The following is a 23806-nucleotide window of genomic DNA, read 5'->3' as shown; positions in this document are numbered from 1 at the left end:
GGACGGAATCTTCCGTGCTATTCGTCCGTTGGTCAAGCCGGAGGAATACTTGAAAGCGCAAGCTCTCAGCTTTCTCCCCTAAAATGAGGTAGTTGCCACTGAGTGGTCCCCCCACGTCGATCGACCCAAGGAACACATGAGCCCCGCAAACGAAGTACGTAAGTCGAAAGCTGAGCGAACCGCGGAGGCGCGGGAAAAAGCGCGCCTGATCCGCGAAGCCCAGCTTAAGAAAGACAAGCGCAACAAGCTCTTGATCGGCTGGGGCATCGTGGTGGCCGTGGTGGCCATCCTGGCGGTCGTGGCCCTGGTGGTCACCACCAGCATCCGGCAGAACACCCCCATTGCAGACCAGGGACCCGTCCCCGCCAATGGCAACGTCAACGGCGGCGTCACGCTGCTCGCCAACACGGAGGTCAAGGCAACGGACGCCGCCACCGTGGACATCGCCAACGTGCCCGCCAAGCCTGAGACGCTGCCCAGCCCTGTGGTTGCCCCCGGTGCCGAGGCCGAAGAAGGGCAGCCGGTCAAGGTAGTGGCCTACATCGACTTCATCTGTCCCGTCTGCAAGCGGTTCGAAGACACCTATAACGACGCCCTGACAGGCCTCCGGAACGAAGGCAAGATTTCCCTGGAATACCGGCCGCTGGGCTTCCTGGACCGCCAGTCCACCACCAACTACTCGTCCCGCGCAGCCAACGCCGCCGCCTGCGTAGCGGACCAGGCTCCCGGGAAGTACGCCGAATACGCCGATCTCCTGTTCACGAACCAGCCCGCCGAGGGCGGCGCCGGCCTCTCCGACGACAAGCTGAAGTCGCTGGCCAGTGACATTGGTGCGGACATCAACAGCTGCGTCGACGACAGGACCTTCCGTCCCTACGTCAAGTACTCCACGCAGCTGGCTTCCAATGTTGGAATCACCGGAACGCCTACCGTCTTTGTCGACGGCAAGCAGTGGGACGGCAGCACCGACCTGAACGCCGAGATCCAGGCTGCCATCGACGCCAAGGCCTAGGACCGGCAGGACTTCCTGCTCAAGGCCCGTCCCGGATCTTCTTCCGGGACGGGCCTTTTTCTGTGGCCTTGGGGTGGCTGGTTCCCGTCCGGGCTCCCGGCAGCAGCGGGCAGAAGGGGCATTTTTACCAGCGGCGGGTGTTGGGCTACCCTTATCTAGCGCCGTTCAGGCGCCCGCCCGCAAGGGTGTGCCTCCTTAGCTCAGTTGGCCAGAGCACCGCTCTTGTAAAGCGGGGGTCGTCGGTTCGAATCCGACAGGGGGCTCCACTGCTTTCCGCGCCCGTCCCGGGCGTATCCCTGAATCCGGCATTAAGCTGGTGTCATCCGAATGATCAGCCTGCTGATAAAAGGAGGACGGGTGCCATGCCCAAGACCGGCAAGAACGACCATGCCCGCAAGGACGAGCTTCCCTCTACCCTGCAGCGTTCCGAACAAAAAGCCCAGGATACGTTCGCCAAGACCTACGACTCCGCCCTCGAGTCCTACGATAACGACGAAGGCCGGGCCGCCCGGGCCGCGTACGCATCCCTGAAGCACAGCTACGAGAAGGTGGGCGACCACTGGGAGCCGAAGGACAAGCGGGGCCCTTCGGACAAGCGTGCGGAGGAAGGCATCCGCTCCTCCGAACCCACCGCGGGCGGCGTCAACGCAAATGCGTCCAAGGAGCACCTCTACAAGCTTGCCAAGGAGCTGGACGTCAAAGGCCGCTCGAAGATGGACAAGGACGAGCTGGTCAAGGCGCTCCAAAAGGCGAACGACTCCGCCACCCGCAAGGCGCGGAAGTAGCCCGGCCCCCGGGGGATCGCCCGGCAGGAAGGGAACGCCTGCGTCCAGGACCGCCGGCGCTCTTGCCCTAATGCCGCCCAGGGTGTCGAATCAGAGGACACGCTAGGACGGGTTGCACGGCAAAGACGCCAGGAGGATCCCATGTCAGTAAAAGGCACCAAGGACTCAGCGAGGACACCCGGCGGCCGGAACGGACCTGAGACGCGCCGGGCGGACGCTTCTGCCGGGATCGCGGCCGAGGACCCAGCGCAGATCCGCAATATCGCGCTTGTAGGGCATTCCGGTGCGGGCAAAACGCTCCTGATCGAGGGCCTGTTGTCCGCCAACGGCATGATCACCCGCAAGGGATCCATCGCCGAGGGGACCACCGTCAGCGATTCGGACCCCGCTGCGGTCCACCAGCAGCGGTCCGTGACGCTCTCGCTGGTGCCGCTGCTAATCGAAGACATTAAGGTCAACATCCTGGATACGCCGGGCTATCCCGATTTCATTGGCGAGATGCGTGCAGGGCTGCGGGCAGCGGACGCCGCCCTTTTTGTTGTCTCGGCCGTTGACGGGATCGACGCCACCACCACCGCCCTGTGGGGCGAGTGCGCGCAGGCGAGGCTGCCACGCGCCGTCGTGATCACCCGGATGGACCATCCGCGCGCAAATTACGACGCCGTCCTCGCCGAGTGCAGGAAAGCGTTCGGGGACGGCGTCCTGCCGCTCTACCTCCCGGTGCGGTCGGGCGGGAATGTCACCAGCCTCCTGGGGCTGCTGTCCCGCACCGTCACCGACTACGCCTCCGGGGAGGTCCCCGCCGCCCGCGAGGGCACCGCCGAGGAACTGGCAGCGGCGGAGGCAGCCCGGGGCGAGCTCATCGAGGGGATCATCGCCGAAAGCGAAGACGAGACCCTGATGGACCGGTACCTGGAAGGCGAGGACATCGATACCGGAGTCCTGGTGGATGACCTGGAGACCGCGGTCGCGCGCGGGTCCTTCTTCCCCGTCATTCCGACGTCCGCAGTGACCGGCCTGGGTACGGCTGAGCTGCTGGAAATGCTGGTGCGCGCGTTCCCGCCTCCCACCGAGGGGAGCCTGCCCGACGTGACGGACCTGGCCGGCAAGCCGGGGGAATCTCTGGCCTGTGACCCGTCGGGGCCGCTGGCGGCCGAAGTGGTGCGCACGTCCATCGACCCGTTCCTGGGCCGGATTTGCCTGGTCCGGGTGTTCTCCGGGACGCTGCGCGAGGACTCGCCGGTACACGTTGGGGGCCACGGCCTGGCGGACCGCGGCCACCAGGACCACGACACCGACGAGCGCGTCACCCACATCTACTCCCCGCTCGGGGCCACCCTGCGGCCCGTGCCCTACTCCGTGGCCGGGGACATGTGTGCGCTGGCCAAACTCGGAAGCGCCGAAACGGGCGACACCATTTCATCGCGGGACAAGCCGCTGATGCTCACCACCTGGGAGATGCCCGAACCGCTGTTGCCGGTGGCTGTCGAAGCAGACTCCCGCAGCGACGAGGACGCGCTCGCACGGAGCCTGGGCAAAATCGCGGCCGGCGATCCCACGCTGCGGGTGGAGAGGAACGCCGAAACGCACCAGCTGGTGCTGTGGTGCATGGGCGAGGCCCACGCTGACGTGGTGCTGGACAGGCTCCGGGACCAGGGCGTGAAGCTGCATACCGTGGAGGTGGTAACTCCGCTTCGGGAAACATTCGCGGCACCGTCCGCCGGGCACGGCCGCCACGTGAAGCAGTCCGGCGGTCACGGACAATATGCCGTTTGCGACATCGAAGTGGAACCACTGGACCGCGGGGCCGGTTTCGAGTTCGTGGACAAGACGGTGGGCGGTGTTATTCCGGGAACATTCATCCCGTCCGTGGAAAAGGGCGTCCGGGCACAGATGGAAAAGGGGGTATCCGCCGGATTCCCCGTGGTGGACGTCCGCGTGCGGCTGGTGGGCGGCAAGGCGCACAGCGTTGACTCGTCGGACGCAGCGTTCCAGGCGGCCGGGGCACTGGCCCTGCGCGAGGCGGCGGCCGGAGGGAAAATCCAGCTGCTGGAACCGGTGTCGGAAGTGAGCATCACCGTGACGGACGAGCACGTGGGTTCTGTCATGAGCGACCTCTCCGGGCGCCGGGGCAGGCTCACCGGCACCAACTCGTCCGGGGACGGGCTGACGGAAATCGCCGCAGAGGTGCCGGACCAGGAACTGCTGCGCTACGCCGTCGAACTTCGGGCACTGACCTCCGGAACAGGCCGGTTCACCCGCCGCTACCTGCGGCACGATCCTGTGCCCGCGAGCTACAGCCCGTCCTGAGCCGATAACGCCATGAACCCGGCGGCCCGGAAAATCGAGCGGGTCTACCTGACGCTGACGCTGGGCAACACCCTGGCGACCTCGTTTATTTGGGGAATCAACACCCTTTTCCTGCTCGACGCCGGCCTCAGCAACCTGGAGGCCTTCGCCGCCAACGCCTTCTTCACAGCCGGCATGGTGCTCTTCGAGGTGCCCACGGGAGTGGTGGCGGACAGCTGGGGGCGCCGCACGTCGTTCCTGCTGGGCACCATTACCCTGGCCGTTTCCACGTTCCTGTACTACCTGCTCTGGCAGGCGTCGGCCCCGTTCCTGTGGTGGGCGGTGGTGTCCGTACTGCTCGGCCTGGGTTTCACCTTCTTTTCGGGGGCGGTGGAAGCTTGGCTGGTGGACGCCCTGCGGTTTTCCGGATACGAAGGCGGGCTGGAAACGGTGCTCGGGCGCGGGCAGATGGTCAGCGGGGTGGCGATGCTCGCGGGCTCCGTGGCAGGCGGTGTGATTGCCCAGGCCACCACCCTGGGGGTGCCGTTCCTGGTGCGCGTGGGCGTACTGGTGGCCATGTTCGCGGTGGCGTTCCTGCTGATGCACGACGTCGGTTTCACGCCGGAGCGGTCGGCCCACCCCCTGCGGGCCACCCGGGCGGTCCTCAAAGCCTCGGTGGACGGCGGCCTGAAACATCCGCCCGTGCGGTACATCATGCTGGCCGCGCCGTTCACGGAAGGAGTTGGCTTCTACGTCTTTTACGCCCTGCAGCCGTACCTGCTGCAGCTCTTTGGGGATCCCCGGGCCTACGCTGTGGCCGGCCTGGCCGCTGCCATCGTGGCGGGAGCGGACATCGTGGGCGGATGGATGGCACCGCGCATCCGGAAGCTGGTACGGAAACGGACCACCGTGCTGATTGCCAGCAACCTGGCCAGCTCACTGATCCTGGTGGTGCTGCTGTTCACCAGCACGTTCTGGCTTGCCCTGGTGCTGCTGGCCCTGTGGGCCGTGGTGGGTGCAGCAGGCACTCCCGTGCGGCAGGCCTACCTGAACGACATGATTGCCTCAAAACAGCGGGCAACCGTCCTCAGCTTCGACTCCCTGATGGGGTCAAGCGGCGGAGTGGTGGTGCAGCCGCTGCTCGGCCGCAGCGCAGACATCTATGGCTATCCGGCGTCGCTCGCCGTGAGCGGTGTGGTGCAGCTGCTTGCCGCGCCGTTCATCCTGCTGAGCCGGCGGCAGCGCTCGCAGGCAGACACGGCTACTGACCTGACGGCAACGCCTTAGTGGGCGCCATGGTGCAGCGGTTGATGTGGTTCAGTCTGCGTCCATCAGCTCAAGCAGCTTCTTCGCGGCGTCCCGGATGTCGTCGTGCCCGTACTGGGCAGCCCTGCTTTCCAAGGAGATGACGGCGCAGCGGTGGACTTTGCTGAAGTCCCCAAAGGGAAAGCTGACGCTGCCCTTGGTGCCCTCCGACTTTTCGTCGTCCCGGCCGAGGTGCCATTCCGCGAAACTGCCAAAGCCGTGCTTGTCGATGAAGGCGTTTTCCTGGTCCGTGGAGGGAGCATGTTCGCTCCAGTCATCCCGGACATCGCGTTCAACCTTGCCTGCCTTAATAAGCTCCCGGGCGTGGGCGAATGCAGTGCGGTTAAGCCGTGCCGCCATTATGGTTCCTTCCCTGCGGGTTCCGGCCGCCAGGAGCCGGAGGGATTCCAGCGTAGGACCGCGCCGGGGAAACCGCCATGGTTAACGCCCGCGAGACCGCCGGGAAACGCGCCCACAACAATCACCGCATACCTTTCAGGAATGACCGCTGATTTACTTGGCCGGCTCCGCGCATGGCTCACCGACACCTTCACCTATGAGTCCCCGGACGAGGCCGCCGATGCCATGGCCGACGCCACCCGCTGGGGCTGGCTTCCGGCCCTGAGCGGAGTGGCGGTGGGGGCGGGGCACGCCCGCGCGCACCACACGGGCCAGGAGCTCTAACCCCGCGCGCTGTCTGCTTGCACACACTCTTGCGTCCGTTATGGGATCATGCCCTAAACTGCTTCACTGAGGTGCCTGAGATGGCGCTGCGCAGCAACGAAAGTGAACACGCTATGGCTACCGATTACGATGCCCCACGCAAGCAGGAAGAAGAGACTCCGGCGGACTCGCTCGAGGCCCTTCAGGCGTCACGCGGCGGCAACGCCCAGACCGCGGTCATTGACCTTGACGAGAACGACACTGCTGAAGGCATCGACCTGCCCGGTGCCGACCTTTCCAACGAGGAACTGACCGTCATTGTTGTTCCTGAGCAGTCCGATGAATTCACCTGCTCGTCGTGCTTCCTGGTCCGCCACCGTTCCCAGGTTGCGCGGGAAAAGAACGGCATGAAGTACTGCCGCGACTGCGAAGGCTAGGCTTTCCGTACGAAGCCACGCGCCGGCCACCCTCCTTGGGTGGCCGGCGTTTCTTCGTCTCCCGCCGGCGTCGTTACCAGCGGTAACGGGCGGATGCAGAAAGGGCACCAAAAGGGTCAAGAAAGGCCGAAATCCGCCCCTCGTTTTATGGCGGCGTGATGCGCGCGGGAGCACCCTAACGGTTGCGCGCCGAAGCGGCCACAGCCCTCGTTTCGGGGCCTTGACGCTCCTAGGCTTGACCTATCCAATCGCTCCTTCCATGGGTGGCACCACAATGAAAAAACTCTCCATCTGGCTCACGGCTATCCTCATGGCCGTTGGGCTGGGACTCCTGGTTCCGGGGCCCGCCTCGGCAACCACATCGTATTGCGGGCTGGGCTGGGGATCCCTGGCTAAAACCAGTGAAAACCCCACCACCGCATCCGTCACCAACATCCGGACTGGGCAGCACTACTGCTTTGACCGGATGGTGGTGGACCTTAATGGCCCGGCCGCCGGGTACACCGTGCGTTACGTACCGCGGATTGTCCAGGACGGGTCCGGCTTTACCGTCCCGGTCCGTGGCGGCGCACGGCTGCAGGTCACTCTCACAGCGCCGGCCTACGACAACAACAGCGGCAGGCCCACGTATGAGCCCCGCAACCAGGCAGAACTTGCCAACGTTGCGGGTTACCAGACCTTCCGCCAGGTTGCCTGGGCCGGAAGCTTTGAAGGCTACACCAACGTTGGCCTGGGCGTCCGTGCCCGCCTGCCGTTCCGGGTTTTCACCCTGGACGGTCCGGGGTCCGGCTCCCGCCTTGTGATTGACGTAGCCCACTTCTGGTGACAGTCCGCTGGCCTTAAATGACCGGCCACAACAGAAAGGTGCCGTGCCCCCGGATCGCGGGGGCACGGCACCTTTTCTGTGCTTGTGCTGCTGAGGCAGCCTTGGCCTACTCGGGAACCACCAATGCGGGGGTGTCCCGCTTCAGGGTCTCGCCCCGGAAGAAGCCGGGCCGGACCCCGGCCATGATGAGCATGAACACGGCGCCAAGGGCCAGGATCCCGATACCCAGGACGAAGACCAGCCCGACGCCGAACACCTCGGAACCGCTGCCGAACTCGGGCGCAAGGCTGTCCACGGCGGTCTGGCCGAACACCACGAACAGGCCTACTCCGCCGAGCACCGGGCACAGGAGCCGCAGGACGAAGTTGCGGATGCTGCTGAAGACGCTGTGCCGGAAGTACCAGGCGCAGGCCAGGGCGGTCAGCCCGTAGTAGAAGCAGATCATCAGGCCCAGGGCCAGGATGGTGTCATTGAGGACGTTTTCACTGACCACGTGCATCACTGCGTAGAACCCGGCGGACATGACGCCGGCCGCGATGGTGGCGAAGCCCGGCGTCGCGAACTTCCTGCTGACCCGGCTGAACGGCTCCGGCAGGGCACCGTAGTGGCCCATCGCCAGCAGGCTGCGCGACGGCGACATGAACGTGGACTGCAGGGACGCGGCGGAGCTGGACAGCACCGCAAGGGACATCAGGATGGCGAAGGGGCCCATGATGGGGGAGGCCAGGGCCGTGAAGATGTTCTCGTGGATGTCGGTGTTGTTCAGGCCGTTGCCGGTATCGCCCACGCCGGCGAACATCATGGTGGCGATGCTGACCAGCAGGTAGATGGCCAGGACGATGACTGCGGTGAGGGTGCCGGCCAGGCCGGAGGTCTTCTTGCCGTTCGCCGTTTCCTCGTTCACCGTGAGGCAGACGTCCCAGCCCCAGTACACGAAGATGGACAACGAAATCCCTGCCGCAATCTGGCCGAAGGTTTCAATCTTGGTGACATCGAACCATTCCCAGCTGAAAGGGATGGCCGTTTCAGAGCTGGACCAGTTGGCGAACGCCATGGCCACGAACAGGCCCAGGACCAGCAGCTGGAACCCCACCAGGCCGTACTGCACCACTTTGGTGGTGTGCAGCCCGCGGTAGCTGACCCAGACGGCCAGGGCCACGAATACAAAGCAGGTCAGCACGTTCAAGGCTTTGTTGGCCGCCAGGTCCGCCAGTTCCGGGGCTCCAGTCAGCTGCGACAGGAAGAGGTAGAAGAAGTCGACGGCTACGCCGGCGAGGTTGGACAGCACGATGATGTTGGCGGCCAGCAGGCCCCAGCCGCCCATCCAGCCCACCCAGGGTCCGAAGGCCTTGGTGACCCACGTGAACGTGGTCCCGCTGTCCGGGGAGTCGGCGTTGAGCTCCCGGTAGGCGAGCGAGACCAGGATCATGGGAATGAAACCGATCAGGAAGATGACGGGCAGCTGGAGTCCGGCTTCGTTGACGGTGGGGCCCAGTGCGCTGGTGAGGGTGTAGGCGGGGGCAATGGTGGAAATGCCAAGGACGACGACGGCGAGGAGCCCGAGCTGCCCGCCCTTCAGTCCTTTGGCGGTGATGCCGGCGGCGGAATTGTTGCTGCTGGGGCCGGGGGAGGGCGTGCTGGTGCGGATTGTCTCTGTCATGGCACCACTTTCTGGGAAGACATTATGACGACGGTCACTATATGAATGGCGTTCATTTAGTATGAGGGTGCGGAGCTGCGTACGCAAGGGGAAATATGAATCACGTTCGTTTATGTCCCTTCGTGCAAATTAGTAAGCTCACTGAGAAATTGCCGGCGTCCCCGCCGCCGCGCGCTGCAGGGCTGGTAGGTTCGGGGTTACTGGACCAATGAGGAGGACGCATGAAAGCTTCACCGACACTGACCAACAATTTGCAGGCCGTGCTCACGGACCTGATCGAACTGCACCTCCAGGGCAAGCAGGCCCACTGGAACATCGTGGGTACCAACTTCCGGGACCTCCACCTTCAGCTGGATGAAATCGTGGACGCGGCGCGCCAGTTTGCCGATGATACGGCGGAGCGCATGCGTGCACTGCACGCGCTTCCGGACGGCCGCAGCTCCACGGTTGCCGAAGCCACCAGCCTGGCGCAGTTCCCCGAGGGCCTGATCAGCACCAAGGACGCCATTGAGCGGATCGTCGCAGCCCTTGAGGCTGCCGTGGGAACCATGCGGAAGGTCCACGACGAGGTGGATGAGGAAGATCCCACCAGTGCCGACCTGCTGCATGAGTTCATCGCCAAGCTGGAGCAGTTTGCCTGGATGGTGAACGCCGAAACAATGAAGCCCACCGCCAGCGTCACCGCCCCGGACGCCAAGTAGCACCGGGTATCAGGCAGCAGTAAACAAGGCGCCCGGCGCCGGAGCAATGCTCCGGCGCTGGGCGCCTTTTGCTGTCCGGTCCGGTGTTACGCGCCGCCCTAGGCGGCCTTCGGCACTTTGCGGAGCACGACGGCGGCGAGCACTGCCGCCGTCGCCATCAGCACCAGCCCAATGGCGGCCGTGATGTGCACCCCCGAGTTGAAGGCTGCGGCCGCGGCATCCCGGACGGCGCCCGCCAGCGGAGCAGGCAATGCCGAGGCGACTTCCATGGCGCCGGCGAGCGTTTCGCCGGCGTTGTGCGTGGCGGCGGATGGCGTGGCTTCCAGCAGTCCGGCCGGCAGCCGGAGGTTGTGCTGGTAGGAGGCTGTCAGGATGGACCCCAATACCGCCGTGCCCAGGAGCGAACCCACCTCGTAGCCCGTCTCTGAAATCGCTGCCGCCGCACCCGACTTCTCGGGCGGTGCAGCACCCAGGATGAGGTCGTTGGAAATGGTCTCGGCAGTGCCCACGCCCACGGCAAGGATCAGGAGGGCCGCCAACAGGAGTGCCGGGCCGCCGCTGTGGTTGCCGAAGGTGACAAGGCTGTAGCCGGCGGCGCTGAAGGCCAGTCCTGTTCCCACCACGAATCCGGGCCGCACCCGCCGGACGAGCGGCACAACAACCAGGCCTGCCACCACCGTGGCCACCAGCGCCGGGATCATTGCAATCCCCGCAGAGGAGGGGGACATGCCTTCAAGGAGCTGCAGGTGCTGGGCCAGGAAAAGGATGAAGCCGTTGAAGGAAAACAGTGCCAGGACGTTGGCCGCGATGGCCATGCTGAACACCCTGTTCCGGAACAGGGACATGTCCAGGAGCGGGTTGGCCAGCGTCAGCTGCCGGCGGACAAAAGCGGCTGCCATCACCAGTCCGAACGCCATGCTGCCCAGGCCTGCCGGTCCCGGACCCTCGGTGGCAATGTCCTTGATTCCGTAGACCACCGGAACCATGACCAGCAGGGAGAGCAGGATGCTGGGAACGTCCACCTTCCCGGGTGACGGGTCCTTCGATTCAGGAATGAATACAGGTCCGAAGGCCAGGAGGGGCAGCATGAGGGGAACGGCAACGAGGAAGACCGCGCCCCACCAAAACTGCTCCACCAGCCAGCCGCCGAAGATCGGTCCCAGGGCGGCGCCGCCTGAGAACCCTGCCGCCCAGATGGCGACGGCCAACCGGCGGCGGTTGGGCTGCGGGAAGATGTTGCGGATCAGGGACAGCGTGGAGGGCATCAGCATGGCGCCGAAGAATCCCAGGGATGCGCGGCCGGCGATCAGCCACTCCGGGCTCGGTGCGAAGGCGGTGGCGGCGGACAGTGCGGCAAAGCCGATGCTGCCGGTGATCAGCAGCTTCCTGCGGCCGATGCGGTCGCCCAGGCTTCCCATGGACACCAGCAGCCCTGCAAGCACCAGCGGGTACGCGTCCACGATCCACAGGAGCTGGACTCCGGAGGGGTCCAGTGAACCTGCGATGGCGGGCAGGGCAAACGTCAGCGCGGTGTTGTCCACCGCGACCAGCAGCACCGGGAACATCAGCAGTCCCAGGGCAAGCCAGTCGCGCCACGGGGCCCGGAAAAACGGACTGCCGGAAGCGGATGCGAAGGTCCTGGTGGTGCCAGCGGAAATGGTCATGCCATAACTGTACCGTCTGGACGGTATAGTTACGAATCGCTGGGTTTGAGGAATGGTGCGTGGAGGAAGGCATGATTAGAGGCATGCCCCGGAAGCCCGTAGCCCGCGACGCCGTACTTGACGCCTTTGAAGCCCTGCTGATCGATGTGGGGGAGCGTGCAGCCACCCTTGATGCCGTCGCGGCGAAGGCCGGGGTTTCCAAGGGCGGCCTGCTCTACCACTTTCCCAACAAGGAAGCCCTGATCCAGGTGCTGCTGGACCGGCTGGACGAACTGGCCGGAGCCGACGCCGATGCCATGGCCAAGGCGGAGGAGGGGGCCGCCGCATACTTCATCAGGTCCTCCGTCTGGGCTGACACCCCGCTGGACCGGGCAATCGTCGCCGCGACCCGGCTCGCAGAAGTGGCACACGAGGAAACGCGCCGCCGCTTCGCTGCCATCCAGCAGCGCTGGCTGGACGAGATCGCCGCCGATGTGGGCCCGGCACTGGCCAAAGCAGTGCTCTACATGGGGGACGGGCTCTACTTCAATGCCATGTTGGCCGTCGGCCCCATGCCGGAAGGCGGTGCCGCCGCGGATGTGGACAATCTCCTTGCTGCCCTGGAGCGCCTGCGCAGGTAGGCAGCCATTTGCCCGAAAGGCTGCGGCGTAGGACAATTGGAGGCTGTGAAGGCCGTCACCGGCCGTTCGCGGCAATCCAAATGAATAGCCTTTGATCTGCGGCGGGAGAGTTCTGCCGAAAGTACAAGCAGGCGCCGTAGGAGCAAACCCTCCCCAGGAATCTCACAGGCCCATGTACCGCCGCGGCGAGGCACCTCTGGAAAGCAGCAGGCAGTCCGCCTGGGCCATCCTGGCTCCGGGAGACCAAGGACTGTTGTGCTCACCGACGGTGCAAGCGGGGCCATGCGCAAGCACGGCAACGCGGAAACTCTCAGGTCCAATACAGAGCGGGGAGGAACCCGAATCGATGTGGCGTACCCTGCGCCACCTGAATTATGGAGTTCCTCGTGACCGTATCTCCGGCCTCCGCCTCCCCGGCCTCCGCCTCCCCGGCCGCTGCCACTTTCGTTGACCGTCATATTGGCGCACGGCGCCAGGCCGACGTCGACGCCATGTTGCAAGCCGTCGGCTTCGACACCGTGGACGCCCTGGTTGATACGGCGGTCCCCAAGGACATCCGCCAGGAAACCCCGCTGAAACTGTCCGCGGCCCTGAGCGAGGTGGAAGCGCTCGCCGAACTGCGCAAGCTGGCAGCCAAGAACAGGACGGCCGTGCAGATGATCGGCCAGGGCTACTTCGACACGGTGACCCCGCCCGTGATCCGCCGCAACATCCTGGAATCCCCGGCCTGGTACACGGCCTACACCCCGTACCAGCCTGAAATTTCGCAGGGCCGGCTTGAGGCGCTGCTGAACTTCCAGACCATGGTCCAGGACCTCGTTGGCCTGCCCATCGCCAACGCGTCCCTGCTCGATGAAGCCACCGCCGTGGCCGAAGCGGTACTCATGATGCGCCGCGCGAACAAGAACAAGGACGCCAGGGATGGCAAGACCGTCCTGGACGCGGACTGCCTGCCGCAGACCATCGCGATCGTCAAGGGCCGCGCTGAGGCGCTCGGCTTCGAGGTTGAAATCGCTGACCTGTCCGCGGGCCTGCCGGAGGGTGCCATCAACGGCATCGTGCTGCAGCAGCCCGGCGTTTCGGGCCGCGTCTTCGACCACTCCGCCGTTATCGCTGAAGCCAAGGAACGCGGCGCGCTCGTGACCGTGGCGGCTGACCTCCTGGCGCTGACCCTGATCACCCCGCCGGGTGAGCAAGGCGCCGATATCGCCGTCGGCTCGGCCCAGCGTTTTGGCGTCCCGCTGTTTTTCGGCGGCCCGCACGCCGCGTACATGGCAGTCCAGAAGGGGCTCGAGCGCTCCATGCCCGGCCGCCTGGTGGGCGTGTCCAAGGACGACGCCGGTGTCCCCGCCTACCGGCTTGCGCTGCAGACCCGCGAACAGCACATCCGGCGCGAGAAGGCGACGTCGAACATTTGCACCGCGCAGGCCCTGCTGGCCATCGTTGCGTCGATGTACGCCGTTTACCACGGCCCCGAGGGGCTGAAGGCGATCGCCCAGACCGCCAACCGCCACGCCCGCACGCTGGCTGCTTCCCTGAAAGCTGCCGGGGCAGAGGTTCTGCACACCTCCTTCTTCGACACGGTCACCGTCCGCGTGCCCGGCAGGGCTGCCGAAATCGTTGCGGCCGCCGAGGCCAAGGGCATCAACCTGCGCGGCATCGACGCCGACACCGTGGGCATCTCCGTTGATGAAACCACCACGACGGCGGTCGTCGCCGACGTCGTTTCCGTCTTCGGCGCCGAAGCGGTTGGATCCACCGGCAGTTTTGCGCTGGACCCCGCCGTCGAACGCTCCAGTGGCTACCTGCAGCACCCGGTGTTCAACACCCACCGCTCCGAGACCCAGCTGCTGCGGTACATCCGGAAGCTGTCCGACCGGGACCTGGCGCTGGACCGCACCATGATCCCGCTGGGTTCGTGCACCATGAAGCTGAACGCCACCGCGGAGATGGAAGCCATCTCCTGGCCGGAGTTCGCCTCGATCCACCCCTTCGCCCCCGATTCGCAGACCGAGGGCTGGCGTGAGCTGATCGCTGACCTCGAGGCACAGCTGACCGAGATCACCGGCTACGACCTGGTGTCCATCCAGCCCAACGCCGGTTCCCAGGGTGAACTTGCAGGCCTGCTCGCGATCCGCGGCTACCACCTGTCCCGAGGCGACGACCAGCGCAACGTCTGCCTGATCCCGGCCTCCGCGCACGGCACCAATGCTGCCTCCGCCGTCCTCGCCGGCATGAAGGTTGTTGTCGTGGCCACCGCCGCCGACGGCACCATCGACCATGCTGACCTGTACGCCAAGATCGACGCGCACAAGGACGCCCTTTCGGCGATCATGATCACCTACCCCTCCACCCACGGTGTGTACGACGCCGACGTCCGCGAGGTCTGCGACGCCATCCACGCAGCCGGCGGCCAGGTCTACATCGACGGTGCAAACCTCAACGCCCTGGTCGGGCTGGCCCAACCTGGCAAGTTCGGCGGCGACGTATCGCACCTGAACCTGCACAAGACCTTCTGCATCCCGCACGGCGGCGGCGGCCCCGGCGTCGGACCGGTCGCAGCCAAGGCACACCTGGCACCCTTCATGCCGGGCGACGCCACGTCGTGGACCAAAGGCAACGACGTACCGATTTCCGCGTCCCGCTTCGGCTCCGCCGGTGTGCTCCCGATTTCGTGGGCATACGTGAAGCTCATGGGCGGCGAGGGCCTGACCGAGGCCACCAAGTCCGCGCTCCTGGCTGCCAACTACATCGCCTCCCGCCTCAACGAACACTTCCCCGTCCTCTACACCGGCGAAGGCGGACTCGTGGCGCACGAGTGCATCCTGGACCTCCGCGAGCTGACGGCGAAGACCGGTGTCACTGCCGAGGACGTGGCCAAGCGGCTCATCGACTTCGGCTTCCACGCCCCCACCCTCGCCTTCCCGGTAGCCGGCACCCTGATGGTGGAACCCACCGAGTCCGAGGACCTCGCCGAGATGGACCGCTTCATCGAAGCCATGATCACCATCCGGCACGAAATCGACCAGGTCGCTGCCGGCGACTTCACGGTGGCCGACTCCCCGCTGCGCCGGGCACCGCACACGGCAGCCGCCGTCGTATCTTCCAACTGGGACCGCGCCTACCCGCGGGAACAGGCCGCCTTCCCGGTCCACCACCTCAAGCAGGACAAGTACTTCCCGCCTGTGGGCAGGATCGACGGCGCAGCCGGGGACCGCAACCTCGTCTGCTCCTGCCCGCCGCTTGAAGACTTCGAGAACTAAGGACCAGCATGCCTGAGAAGTACACCGCTCTCTATGACGAGCACAAAAAACTGGGCGCATCCTTCACCGACTTCGGCGGCTGGCAGATGCCGCTCAAATACAGCTCCGAACTGGCCGAACACCACGCGGTCCGCAAGAGCGCTGGGCTGTTCGACCTGTCCCACATGGGTGAAGTCTGGGTGACCGGCCCGGATGCGGCCGCGTTCCTGGACTACGCCCTGGTGGGCAGGATCTCCGCCATGCCGGTGGGCAAGGCCAAGTACTCGCTGATCTGCAACGAAGACGGCGGCATCATCGACGACCTCATCACGTACCGGCGCCCGGCAGCGCCGGACGGCACCGACGTGTTCCTGGTGGTCCCCAACGCCGGCAACGCAGCAGTGGTGGCCGCGGCGCTGGCAGAACGGGCAGCCAGCTTCGATGTCGATGTCCGGGATGCGTCCGCCAGCACCTCCCTGATCGCCGTCCAGGGCCCGAAGGCACAGGAGCTGCTGCTCCGGCTGGTGCCGGCCGCGAACCACAGCGCCGTCACGGAGCTGAAGTACTACGCCGCCGTCGAGGTGCCGTTCCTGGTGGCCGGGGCAGGGCAGGAACTCCTGCTGGCTCGTACCGGGTACACCGGCGAGGACGGGTTCGAGATCTTCGTGGCCAACGACGCCGCGGCCGCCCTCTGGCAGACACTTATCGCAATCGCCGACGAAGGCGAGCTCACGCCCGCCGGGCTGGCATGCCGGGACTCCCTCCGCCTTGAAGCCGGGATGCCGCTCTACGGCAACGAACTCTCGCTGCAGGGCGACCCGTTCGCCGCGGGGCTGGGTCCCGTCGTCGCACTGTCCAAGGAAGGCGACTTTGTGGGCAAGGCCGCTCTGGCGGCGAAGAAAGAAGCAGGCGCAGGCACTACCTCGGGCCGCCGCCTGGTAGGGCTCAAGGGCCTGGGCCGCCGCGCCGGCCGCGCCCACTACCCGGTCCTCAAGGACGGTGTCACTGTCGGCGAGGTGACCTCCGGCCAGCCCTCACCCACCCTCGGATACCCCGTCGCAATGGCCTACGTCGACGTAGAACACACCGCACCCGGCACCGCCCTGGACATCGACCTCCGCGGCAAGGCAGAGCCCTTCGAAGTCGTCGAACTGCCGTTCTACAAGCGCCAAAAGTAGCCCCGCCGTTGCCGTGCCGTCCGGGCTGCCAGGCCGGACTTTTCACGCGTGCTGCTCCTTCGTCGCTTTGACGCACGCTTTCGAAAAGCCCGGCCAGCCAGCCCTCGGAGGCATGGTCGCCACTGTTAGGGAGACGGTGGGGAGCACGTCTCCGGATACCGGGCCCAAAGGGGCTCCGTTCGTCACCTTGGGTTTTTGCGTGCGTGCCTTGTTGGCGCTGCGTGAACCACTAAGTTCTGGGGATGGGCCGAGTCCTCTGCGCCCCTGGGTGGAGGACTGCCCAATTTTTTAGGAAGTCCCGCCTGCCGTTGGTTCATTCGTTCTTCCGGACCACCCGCCTCGACAGGGATTGAGAATGTGCGGTTGGGCAGGGTGTTTGTTGCGGTGGAACTGTTGCGCTCTCAAAGGTGACATTGCTTTGGCGGGTGGGCGGCTTCCGGAAGCGTACGTCAGAGGCGAGGAACGAGCCAGTACGCGGAGGAATTCGGCCACACGCCACCCAACCCAGCCACGATGAGTTTCTGTCATTTGATTACGTAAGGAAAAAGAGATGCCCAAAGTAGCCGCTGAACTTCAGTATTCCGACGAGCATGAGTGGGTGGCCCGGGAGGGTGGGAACCTTGTGGCTGTGGGGATTTCTGCCGTCGCGACGGATGCCCTCGGCGACATCGTGTACGTGGACTTGCCCGAGGTTGGTTCCACGGTGACCGCGGGGGAGACCTGCGGCGAGGTGGAATCCACGAAGTCCGTCTCTGATCTGTACGCCCCGGTGTCCGGCGAAGTGGTGGAGACCAACCCGGCTGTCGTGGACGATCCTGCCCTGATCAACAACGATCCCTACGGCGCAGGCTGGCTCTTTAAAGTGGCCGCGGAGTCCGAAGGACCGCTGCTGTCCGCGCAGGAATACGCGTCGAAAAACGGCGGCGACCTGGACCGCGCCGACGGGGTTGCAAGCGCGTAGCGTTGAACCGGAAGAACAGCTCAGCTACCTCCCCGATCGCAGTGTTTTAGTAAGGATTTCCGTCATGGCTGTTGGTGTTTTTGATCTCTTTTCGATTGGGATCGGGCCTTCGAGTTCCCATACTGTGGGTCCGATGCGGGCTGCTGCTGTGTTTGCGGAGGAGTTGAAGGCTTCCGGGGCGCTGTCGGAGGTGGCGGGGTTGCGGGTGGACCTGTATGGGTCTTTGGCTGCGACCGGTCACGGGCACGGGACGATGACCGCGATTTTGTTGGGGTTGGAGGGGTTCCATCCGGAGCTGATCCTGCCCGATGAGGTGGAGGCCCGGCTGGCTGCGATCGCGGAGACCGGTGTGCTGCAGCTGGCCGGGGCGGTGGCGTTGCCGTACGGGGTGAAGGACATGGTGCTGCGGCCGTTGACTGTCCTGCCGCGGCACACCAACGGGATGACCTTCACCGTCACCGGTGCCGACGGTCAGGTGCTGCACACGGCGACGTTCTTCTCGGTCGGTGGCGGGTTCATCGTCCGTGAGGGTGAGGAGGACGCGGCGCAGCAGGAGCTGGAGGAGTCGAAGAAGGAACTGCCGCTGCCGTTCCGCACCGCCGCCGAGCTCCTGGAGCACTGCCGTGAAACCGGGTTAGGCATCAGCGATGTCATGCTGGTCAACGAGAAGGCTTCCCGTACTGAGGCGGACATCCGGGCCGGGCTGCTGCATATCTGGTCCGTGATGGAGGACTGCGTTCACACGTCGTTGAAGCGTGAGGGTGTGCTGCCGGGCGGGCTGAAGGTCCGCCGCCGGGCCCCGGACTGGTACGAGCGGCTGAAGAAGGAAAGCTCACGCCTGGAACCTGACACCGCGGACAACGGCACCCCGGACAGTGACGGGCAGGACCAGGACTTCCATGACCCGAAGTACTGGCAGGAGTGGGTGAACCTGATCGCGCTGGCCGTGAACGAGGAGAACGCCTCGGGCGGGCGGGTGGTGACCGCCCCGACCAACGGCGCGGCCGGGATCATCCCGGCGGTGCTGTTCTACGCGCTGCATTTCGCCCCGGGCATGGACAACGCCAGCCAGCAGGACCGCGACGACGTCGTGGTGAAGTTCCTGCTGGCAGCCGGTGCCGTCGGGGTGCTCTACAAGGAACAGGCATCCATTTCCGGGGCGGAGGTGGGCTGCCAGGGCGAGGTGGGGTCGGCGTCGTCGATGGCGGCCGCGGGCCTGGCCGAGGTGATGGGCGGGTCCCCGGCGCAGGTGGAGAACGCCGCGGAAATCGCGATGGAACACAACCTGGGCCTGACGTGTGACCCGATCGGCGGGCTGGTCCAGGTCCCGTGCATCGAACGGAACGCGATCGCCGCCGCGAAAGCGATCAACGCCGCGAAAATGGCGCTCTGGGGCGACGGCACCCACCGCGTCTCCCTCGACGAGGTCATCATCACCATGCGCGAAACCGGCAAGGACATGTCCTCCAAATACAAGGAAACCGCCATGGGCGGCCTCGCCGTCAACGTCGTCGAATGCTGATCCCAGGAGCCGCTGTCCGTTGTGGACGGCAGGCTAATTGTGGGCGGCGGCCCACCAGTTCAGCGTGGTGGCGAACACCAGCCACGCAACGTACGGCAGCAGGAGCAGGCCGGCCGTCCTGCTGATGGGGCCGAACTGCAGGACGGTGAGGGTGACGGCGGCGATCAGGGCCAGGATGATGGCCAGCGCCAGCCACAGTGCTGCGGGGCCAAGCGTGGGATACAGGCCGAAGAAGACCGGAGTCCAGGCAAGGTTAAGGCCCAACTGGATGCCATAAACAGTGAGCGCGGCCTTTGTCCTGCCGGTCCGTTTCCGCCACACCAGCCACGCAGCAACCGCCATTGCCGTGTACAGCACGGTCCACACCGGTCCAAACACGCCGTTGGGCGGCGACCAAGGCGCCTTGTCCGCTGTGGCATACCAGCCATCCACGTTGTTGACGGTGGCCAGTCCCCCCAGGGCGGCAACCAGGAAGGACGCCGCCAGGAAGCCGGCCAGGGCTGCCGCCTGGACTCCGGCGCTGTACGTCCGGGCGCGTCCTTCAGGCAGCGGCATCAACTGTTCCGGGTTCGGCTGCATCCTCCCACCCTTGCGAACGCCCCTGCCCGAGTCAAGGCGTGGGCCCTACGGGAACATGGCGGCAGGCTGCACATCCGCCCGCGGCGGAAAGCCGGGACCGCCGCAGGCTTTAGACTTGAGGCTGCATGTCCGCACGCAGCTACGAGTACCGAAACCGCGCATCAACCCGATTGGACACGGCCCCCTTGCGAGAATTCACCGCACGTTTTGCCACAGCCGAGGAAATTGAAAACTGGGACAAGCACGTCACGGCCAATCCGAACGGCGGCAATATGCTGCAGTCGGCGGCCTACGCGTCGGTGAAGAACGGCAGCGGCTGGATAGTCCGGTTCCTGGTGCTTGAAAGCCCGGGAACCGCCAGTTACAACCTGGTGCTGGAAAAGAAGTTCCCCGTGCTCGGCCGGCTGTGGTACCTCATCAAGGGCCCCGATCTGGCGGCGGCAGAAGACTTGAAAGCAGCCCTCGACGCCTGTGCCGCGTTTGTCCGCAGCCGCAAACTGAACGTCTTCACCATCAAGGTGGAGCCGGACATCATTGACTCCGGCGATGCCCAGGCACAGATTGCAGCCGCCGGACTGGTCAAGGCGCCCAACATCCAGTCCAACGATTCCACCGCGCTGCTGGACATCTCCCAGCCTGAAGAAGCCGTCTTCAAAGCCATCTCCTCCCGCGCCCGCAACGCCATCCGGCGCGCGGAACGGGAAGGCTGCGAGGTGGTCCGCAAGGAACAGGGCCCTGAAACGTACCGGGCACTCTACGACCTTATGGCGGACACCGTTAAGGCCAAGGGGTCCATGCCCCTGCGCAGCTACGACTACTATGCCGCGTTCTGGGACGAGTTCTGCAACCGCGGCCAGGGGCACTTCTTCTTTGCCTACGAGGACGGGAAACCCAGCGTCGGCGCCTTCGTGATCAACTACGGCGCCAAGGCAACCTACAAGGACGGCGGCTCCACGCAGAACCGCAAGCAATACGGCGATTCGCACCTGGTGCAGTGGACGGCCATCCGCCGCATGCAGGCACTGGGCTGCACCGAATACGACTTCTGCGGCACGCCGCCGTCCTCCCGCATCAAGGACAAGAGCCACACGCTTTACGGCATGGGGATGTTCAAGACCAGCTTCACCAAAACGGTGACCGACTTCGTGGGGTGCCACGACTACGTCCTGTCTCCCCTCCGGCACAAGCTGTGGGTCAAGGGCGCTGAACGGGTGTTTCGCCGGATTGAAACGGCACGGACCGGCCAGCAGTTCTACTGACCACACGGCGAACCTGACCCCAGGCCGTCCTGGAGATCAGCCGCACCGCGGCTGCGCCTCCGCCCGAACACCGTACCGCCCCGCGGCTGCCCTGCAGGCCGGAAAGAGATATGAAGAAGGTAATTCCCTTGACTCCAGTTCCTACCGCCACAGACCTTGAGTTCGCGGTCCTCAGCGATGCCGACTTTGAGGCCTTCGCCCTGAAGCATCCGCAGAACAGCTTCCTGCAGTCCGTCGACTTTGCCCGGTTCCAGCGGGCCCGCGGGCAGCAGGTGGAACTCTTCGGAGTCCGGCGCGACGGCGAACTGGTGGCGGCCGGGAAGCTGAACTTCACCACCACCCGCCTGGGATACACGGTGTGTGAATGCGCCAAGGGCCCCCTGATGGACTACGACGACCCCGAACTGGTGCGCGCCGTCGTCGAACTTCTCCGCAAGCGGGCCGCCGAACGCAACGCCGCGGAACTGCGGATCTCGCCGAACCTCAAGTACATCGCCCGTGACGAGGACGGCGCGGAACACCCCGAGGTGGAGGACAACCGGCCCCTGGTGGCCCGGCTCGAAGGGCTCGGGTTCCAGCACCAGGGCCTGGACATGAACTTCGTCAACGTGAACTGGATGTTTATCAAGAGCCTCGAAGGCATCCAGGACGCGGAGGAGCTCATCATGGGCACCAGCTACCGCACCCGTAAAGCCATCCGCAAGGCAGAGAAGAATGGCGTGTTCCTGGAACAGGCCACCCTGGACACCCTTGATGATTTCTACGGTGCCCTCAGCCACGCCGGCGACGAAAAGGGTTTCGTGTACCGCGAACGCGCGTACTACGAGCACCTGCTGCGCACCACATCACCCGAGTTCACCAAACTCATGATGGCCAAAATCGACATCCCGGCCTACCGCAAGTCCATCACAGACCGCCTGGCCGCCGAGTCAGCCACGGCCGCGGACCTCCGCCGCGAGGTGGAGGAGACGGGCAGCAAGAAGAAGGCCAACCGGCTCAAGGTGGTCCAGGACCTCGTGGACAGCTACGAACGCAGCCTGAAGGACATCGAACGCTTCCCCGACTCGGTGGGTGTGGCCACCGTGGCAGCCATCCACTTCGTCTGCTACGGCGACGAGGTGGTGTGCGTCATCGGCGGCACCGTCCAGGACTACATCTACTTCAACGGCGCCACCTCGCTGTACTGGGGCATGATGCTGCACGCCCTCGAAAAGGGGTATCCGCGCTACAACTTCTACGGGACATTCGGGATCTCCGGGCAGGACCAGGAAGGCCACGGCGGCTACGCCTTCAAGAAGGGCTTCGGCGGCGAGGTGGTCCAACTGGTGGGCGACTTCGTGCTGCCCGTCCGGCCCGCCGTGTTCCACGCCAACCGGCTGGCCCGCGCGGCCGCCGCAGCGGCCCGCACAGTGCTGGGCAAGCTGCCCGGAAGGCGCTCCGCCTGACCGGCTGGCTGCACCAGCCCACTGATCACACAAACGAACAGTTCACCTGCATTGGGAGGAGGGAACCATGACAGACCTGCCCGAACACCCCGGGGCCGGGTACCCCAAAGGCAGGCCGCACACTGACGGCCTGCCCAAGACGGAGCCGCTGACTCCCGCCCAGCTGAGGCAGAACGCCGCCGCCAAGAGGATGCTGCGCCGGCTGGTCCAGAGCGAGAACCCTCCGACGGCGCCGCTGAGTATCGTGGACCGGCTCGCCGGCAGCCCCTACGCCAACCCCACCATCCAGGTAGGCGGTGTGGACACGTCCGCCCGCAAGACCCTGGACTTCGCCCTGCACCTCGCCGAAACCATGTTCCGGTACGGGGCCGGTGCCCTGGAGGTGGAGACCAGCATCATCGCCGTCACCGCCGCGCTGGGACTGAAGAACATCGAGGTGGACATCACCAACCAGTCCGTGGGCATCAACTATGCGCCCAAGGACCAGACGCCGATTGCGCTGCTGCGGGTCGTCCGCTCCTGGACCAACAACTATGCCGGACTGGCCAAAGTGCACCAGCTGGTGACCGACATCGTGGCCGGGGGAGTGGGCCGGGATGAGGCCATCCGGAGGCTCAACGAGGCCATTACCAGCCCCAAACCGTTTCCCCGCTGGATGGTGACGGTGGCCTTCGGCATTTTCGCTGCCGTGTTCGTTGGCGTCCTTGGAGGCGGGCCGGTCTCGTCGGCCATCGCGTTCGCGGCCAATATCGGCGTGAGCCTGCTGGCCCGGCAGCTGGGGCGGTGGCGGGTGCCGGACTTCTTCATCACGGCCAGCTGCTCCTTCGTGGTGACGCAGCTGGCACTGCTGCTCTGGCAGTTCGGGCTGACCACCTCGCCGGCCATCGTGGTGGTGGGCGGCATCCTGCTGCTCCTGCCCACGGGCCGCCTCGTTTCCTCCGTCCAGGACGCCATCAACGGCTTCCCGGTCACGGCGGCCGGGCGGTTCCTTTCGACGCTGCTGACGTTCGGCGCCATCGTGGCGGGCATCGCCGTGGCCTTTGTGGTGGGCGAACTGACCGGCATGGAGCGGATCGATGTCACCGAGACCTTCCCGCCCGCATATGACCTGTGGGTGCTGATTATCTTCGTGGCCGTGGCCGTGATGGCCATCGGCATTACCGAACAGACCAGCTGGCAGCTCCTCCTGCCCACGGCGGCTGTGGGCGTCGCAGGTTACCTCGTCCTGCTCGGCGGCGGCCTGCTGGGCATCGGTGACCGGTTCTCGCCCGCTCTCGCCGCCGTGGTCATCGGGCTGCTGGCGCGCGTCGTGGCGCTTCGGATGGGCGCGCCCCAGCTGGTGGTTGCGGTGCCCGCCGCGCTGATCCTGCTGCCGGGCCTCACCATCTTCCGGTCCATGTACGTGCTCACGGTTGAAGAGTCGGAAATCCTGGTTGGTGCCGGGAACATGCTGAGCGCCGGGGCGATCGTCCTGGGCACGGCGGCAGGCATTGTCCTTGGCGACACACTCGCCCGGCCGCTGACCAGGAGCCTGGCCAGCAACGAGCGGCGCCGCGCCCGCCGCCGCTAGCGATCCCGCGTCGCTGTCGCTCCGTGATGGGAGAAAGTATGCCCTCGCCTCACCGGAGCTCTGGCTTGGGCTATGGGTTTGGGTTGAT

20 protein-coding genes, 1 tRNA gene and 1 riboswitch are annotated in these 23806 nt (G+C 65.6%); of the genes, 17 read left to right on the top strand and 4 right to left on the bottom strand.

Annotated features, from left to right (window positions below; all coding sequences use genetic code 11):
* Positions 1-136 precede the first annotated feature (136 nt).
* The 5 genes from ACZ9BC_RS22345 (at position 137) to ACZ9BC_RS22325 (ending at position 5373) form a co-directional block, all read left to right on the top strand.
* Positions 137-1012 carry a DsbA family protein gene (locus ACZ9BC_RS22345; RefSeq protein ID WP_476247872.1) on the top strand — a complete coding sequence of 292 codons (876 nt, stop codon included), beginning with the start codon at positions 137-139 and terminating at the stop codon, positions 1010-1012.
* Between the two features lie 189 nt (positions 1013-1201).
* Positions 1202-1278, top strand: a tRNA-Thr gene (locus ACZ9BC_RS22340).
* Positions 1279-1374: 96 nt separating this feature from the next.
* Complete coding sequence (locus ACZ9BC_RS22335) at positions 1375-1797, top strand: ChaB family protein (RefSeq protein ID WP_476247871.1); 423 nt, start codon at positions 1375-1377, stop codon at positions 1795-1797.
* 141 nt (positions 1798-1938) lie between these two features.
* Positions 1939-4107 (top strand): elongation factor G-like protein EF-G2, encoded by a 2169-nt coding sequence (locus tag ACZ9BC_RS22330; RefSeq protein ID WP_476247870.1) that lies wholly within the window; start codon positions 1939-1941, stop codon positions 4105-4107.
* Between the two features lie 12 nt (positions 4108-4119).
* Entirely contained in the window at positions 4120-5373 is a 1254-nt protein-coding gene (locus ACZ9BC_RS22325) for an MFS transporter (protein WP_476247869.1), read from the top strand.
* 30 nt (positions 5374-5403) lie between these two features.
* Here the strand turns inward: ACZ9BC_RS22325 and ACZ9BC_RS22320 are convergent, their stop codons facing one another.
* A complete protein-coding gene (locus ACZ9BC_RS22320; protein WP_079597891.1) occupies positions 5404-5751 on the bottom strand; it encodes a hypothetical protein in 348 nt (115 codons plus the stop codon).
* A gap of 141 nt (positions 5752-5892) precedes the next feature.
* Between ACZ9BC_RS22320 and ACZ9BC_RS22315 the strand changes: the two genes are divergently transcribed.
* The 3 genes from ACZ9BC_RS22315 (at position 5893) to ACZ9BC_RS22305 (ending at position 7317) form a co-directional block, all read left to right on the top strand.
* Positions 5893-6075 carry a hypothetical protein gene (locus tag ACZ9BC_RS22315; protein ID WP_476247868.1) on the top strand — a complete coding sequence of 61 codons (183 nt, stop codon included), beginning with the start codon at positions 5893-5895 and terminating at the stop codon, positions 6073-6075.
* A 113-nt stretch (positions 6076-6188) separates the two neighbouring features.
* A complete protein-coding gene (locus ACZ9BC_RS22310; protein WP_079597890.1) occupies positions 6189-6491 on the top strand; it encodes a DUF4193 domain-containing protein in 303 nt (100 codons plus the stop codon).
* Positions 6492-6765: 274 nt separating this feature from the next.
* A complete protein-coding gene (locus ACZ9BC_RS22305) occupies positions 6766-7317 on the top strand; it encodes an AMIN-like domain-containing (lipo)protein (RefSeq protein ID WP_476247867.1) in 552 nt (183 codons plus the stop codon).
* A 106-nt stretch (positions 7318-7423) separates the two neighbouring features.
* On the opposite strand, the gene ACZ9BC_RS22300 is transcribed toward ACZ9BC_RS22305, so the two are convergent.
* Positions 7424-8977 (bottom strand): APC family permease, encoded by a 1554-nt coding sequence (locus tag ACZ9BC_RS22300; RefSeq protein ID WP_476247866.1) that lies wholly within the window; start codon positions 8975-8977, stop codon positions 7424-7426.
* A 221-nt stretch (positions 8978-9198) separates the two neighbouring features.
* Here ACZ9BC_RS22300 and ACZ9BC_RS22295 point away from each other — a divergent pair, with 221 nt between their 5' ends.
* Positions 9199-9678 carry a Dps family protein gene (locus ACZ9BC_RS22295; RefSeq protein ID WP_079597866.1) on the top strand — a complete coding sequence of 160 codons (480 nt, stop codon included), beginning with the start codon at positions 9199-9201 and terminating at the stop codon, positions 9676-9678.
* 98 nt (positions 9679-9776) lie between these two features.
* Here ACZ9BC_RS22295 and ACZ9BC_RS22290 read toward each other — a convergent pair whose 3' ends face one another.
* Complete coding sequence (locus ACZ9BC_RS22290) at positions 9777-11342, bottom strand: MFS transporter (RefSeq protein ID WP_476247865.1); 1566 nt, start codon at positions 11340-11342, stop codon at positions 9777-9779.
* Between the two features lie 83 nt (positions 11343-11425).
* Here ACZ9BC_RS22290 and ACZ9BC_RS22285 point away from each other — a divergent pair, with 83 nt between their 5' ends.
* The 5 genes from ACZ9BC_RS22285 to ACZ9BC_RS22265 all read left to right on the top strand — a co-directional run bounded on the left by ACZ9BC_RS22285 (position 11426) and on the right by ACZ9BC_RS22265 (position 18865).
* Positions 11426-11962, top strand: coding sequence for a TetR/AcrR family transcriptional regulator (locus tag ACZ9BC_RS22285; protein ID WP_476247878.1), 537 nt, complete (start codon positions 11426-11428; stop codon positions 11960-11962).
* 92 nt (positions 11963-12054) lie between these two features.
* Positions 12055-12152: riboswitch (glycine riboswitch) on the top strand.
* Between the two features lie 184 nt (positions 12153-12336).
* A complete protein-coding gene (gene gcvP / locus ACZ9BC_RS22280) occupies positions 12337-15225 on the top strand; it encodes an aminomethyl-transferring glycine dehydrogenase (RefSeq protein WP_476247864.1) in 2889 nt (962 codons plus the stop codon).
* Between the two features lie 8 nt (positions 15226-15233).
* Positions 15234-16382 carry a glycine cleavage system aminomethyltransferase GcvT gene (gcvT, locus tag ACZ9BC_RS22275; RefSeq protein ID WP_476247863.1) on the top strand — a complete coding sequence of 383 codons (1149 nt, stop codon included), beginning with the start codon at positions 15234-15236 and terminating at the stop codon, positions 16380-16382.
* A gap of 550 nt (positions 16383-16932) precedes the next feature.
* Positions 16933-17343 (top strand): glycine cleavage system protein GcvH, encoded by a 411-nt coding sequence (gene gcvH / locus ACZ9BC_RS22270; RefSeq protein WP_476247862.1) that lies wholly within the window; start codon positions 16933-16935, stop codon positions 17341-17343.
* 64 nt (positions 17344-17407) lie between these two features.
* On the top strand, positions 17408-18865 hold the full coding sequence (locus ACZ9BC_RS22265) for an L-serine ammonia-lyase (protein WP_476247861.1): 1458 nt from the start codon (positions 17408-17410) through the stop codon (positions 18863-18865).
* A 33-nt stretch (positions 18866-18898) separates the two neighbouring features.
* On the opposite strand, the gene ACZ9BC_RS22260 is transcribed toward ACZ9BC_RS22265, so the two are convergent.
* Positions 18899-19444: a TspO/MBR family protein gene (locus ACZ9BC_RS22260; RefSeq protein ID WP_476247860.1), complete on the bottom strand. Its 546-nt coding sequence runs from the start codon at positions 19442-19444 to the stop codon at positions 18899-18901.
* Between the two features lie 125 nt (positions 19445-19569).
* On the opposite strand from ACZ9BC_RS22260, the gene ACZ9BC_RS22255 reads away from it, so the two are divergent.
* The 3 genes from ACZ9BC_RS22255 to ACZ9BC_RS22245 all read left to right on the top strand — a co-directional run bounded on the left by ACZ9BC_RS22255 (position 19570) and on the right by ACZ9BC_RS22245 (position 23718).
* Positions 19570-20703, top strand: coding sequence for a lipid II:glycine glycyltransferase FemX (locus ACZ9BC_RS22255; protein WP_476247859.1), 1134 nt, complete (start codon positions 19570-19572; stop codon positions 20701-20703).
* 128 nt (positions 20704-20831) lie between these two features.
* The gene (locus ACZ9BC_RS22250) at positions 20832-22148 is read left to right on the top strand and encodes a peptidoglycan bridge formation glycyltransferase FemA/FemB family protein (protein ID WP_476247858.1); all 1317 of its coding nucleotides are present in this window, start codon (positions 20832-20834) and stop codon (positions 22146-22148) included.
* A 67-nt stretch (positions 22149-22215) separates the two neighbouring features.
* Positions 22216-23718, top strand: a complete 1503-nt coding sequence (locus ACZ9BC_RS22245) for a threonine/serine exporter family protein (protein ID WP_476247857.1) — start codon at positions 22216-22218, stop codon at positions 23716-23718.
* Positions 23719-23806 lie beyond the last annotated feature (88 nt).

The organism is Pseudarthrobacter sp. TE3704 (assembly GCF_056279405.1).
Note: the sequence above shows the minus strand (reverse complement) of the source record. Positions and strands in the feature narration are given on the sequence as shown.

What these genes read in the sequence shown, in the direction of transcription:
- ACZ9BC_RS22345 (WP_476247872.1), top strand. Translation starts at nt 137, where the DNA reads ATGAGCCCCGCAAACGAAGTACGTAAGTCGAAAGCTGAGCGAACCGCG.
- ACZ9BC_RS22335 (WP_476247871.1), top strand. Translation starts at nt 1,375, where the DNA reads ATGCCCAAGACCGGCAAGAACGACCATGCCCGCAAGGACGAGCTTCCC.
- ACZ9BC_RS22330 (WP_476247870.1), top strand. Translation starts at nt 1,939, where the DNA reads ATGTCAGTAAAAGGCACCAAGGACTCAGCGAGGACACCCGGCGGCCGG.
- ACZ9BC_RS22325 (WP_476247869.1), top strand. Translation starts at nt 4,120, where the DNA reads ATGAACCCGGCGGCCCGGAAAATCGAGCGGGTCTACCTGACGCTGACG.
- ACZ9BC_RS22320 (WP_079597891.1), bottom strand. Translation starts at nt 5,751, where the DNA reads ATGGCGGCACGGCTTAACCGCACTGCATTCGCCCACGCCCGGGAGCTT.
- ACZ9BC_RS22315 (WP_476247868.1), top strand. Translation starts at nt 5,893, where the DNA reads ATGACCGCTGATTTACTTGGCCGGCTCCGCGCATGGCTCACCGACACC.
- ACZ9BC_RS22310 (WP_079597890.1), top strand. Translation starts at nt 6,189, where the DNA reads ATGGCTACCGATTACGATGCCCCACGCAAGCAGGAAGAAGAGACTCCG.
- ACZ9BC_RS22305 (WP_476247867.1), top strand. Translation starts at nt 6,766, where the DNA reads ATGAAAAAACTCTCCATCTGGCTCACGGCTATCCTCATGGCCGTTGGG.
- ACZ9BC_RS22300 (WP_476247866.1), bottom strand. Translation starts at nt 8,977, where the DNA reads ATGACAGAGACAATCCGCACCAGCACGCCCTCCCCCGGCCCCAGCAGC.
- ACZ9BC_RS22295 (WP_079597866.1), top strand. Translation starts at nt 9,199, where the DNA reads ATGAAAGCTTCACCGACACTGACCAACAATTTGCAGGCCGTGCTCACG.
- ACZ9BC_RS22290 (WP_476247865.1), bottom strand. Translation starts at nt 11,342, where the DNA reads ATGACCATTTCCGCTGGCACCACCAGGACCTTCGCATCCGCTTCCGGC.
- ACZ9BC_RS22285 (WP_476247878.1), top strand. Translation starts at nt 11,426, where the DNA reads ATGCCCCGGAAGCCCGTAGCCCGCGACGCCGTACTTGACGCCTTTGAA.
- gcvP (WP_476247864.1), top strand. Translation starts at nt 12,337, where the DNA reads ATGGAGTTCCTCGTGACCGTATCTCCGGCCTCCGCCTCCCCGGCCTCC.
- gcvT (WP_476247863.1), top strand. Translation starts at nt 15,234, where the DNA reads ATGCCTGAGAAGTACACCGCTCTCTATGACGAGCACAAAAAACTGGGC.
- gcvH (WP_476247862.1), top strand. Translation starts at nt 16,933, where the DNA reads ATGCCCAAAGTAGCCGCTGAACTTCAGTATTCCGACGAGCATGAGTGG.
- ACZ9BC_RS22265 (WP_476247861.1), top strand. Translation starts at nt 17,408, where the DNA reads ATGGCTGTTGGTGTTTTTGATCTCTTTTCGATTGGGATCGGGCCTTCG.
- ACZ9BC_RS22260 (WP_476247860.1), bottom strand. Translation starts at nt 19,444, where the DNA reads ATGCAGCCGAACCCGGAACAGTTGATGCCGCTGCCTGAAGGACGCGCC.
- ACZ9BC_RS22255 (WP_476247859.1), top strand. Translation starts at nt 19,570, where the DNA reads ATGTCCGCACGCAGCTACGAGTACCGAAACCGCGCATCAACCCGATTG.
- ACZ9BC_RS22245 (WP_476247857.1), top strand. Translation starts at nt 22,216, where the DNA reads ATGACAGACCTGCCCGAACACCCCGGGGCCGGGTACCCCAAAGGCAGG.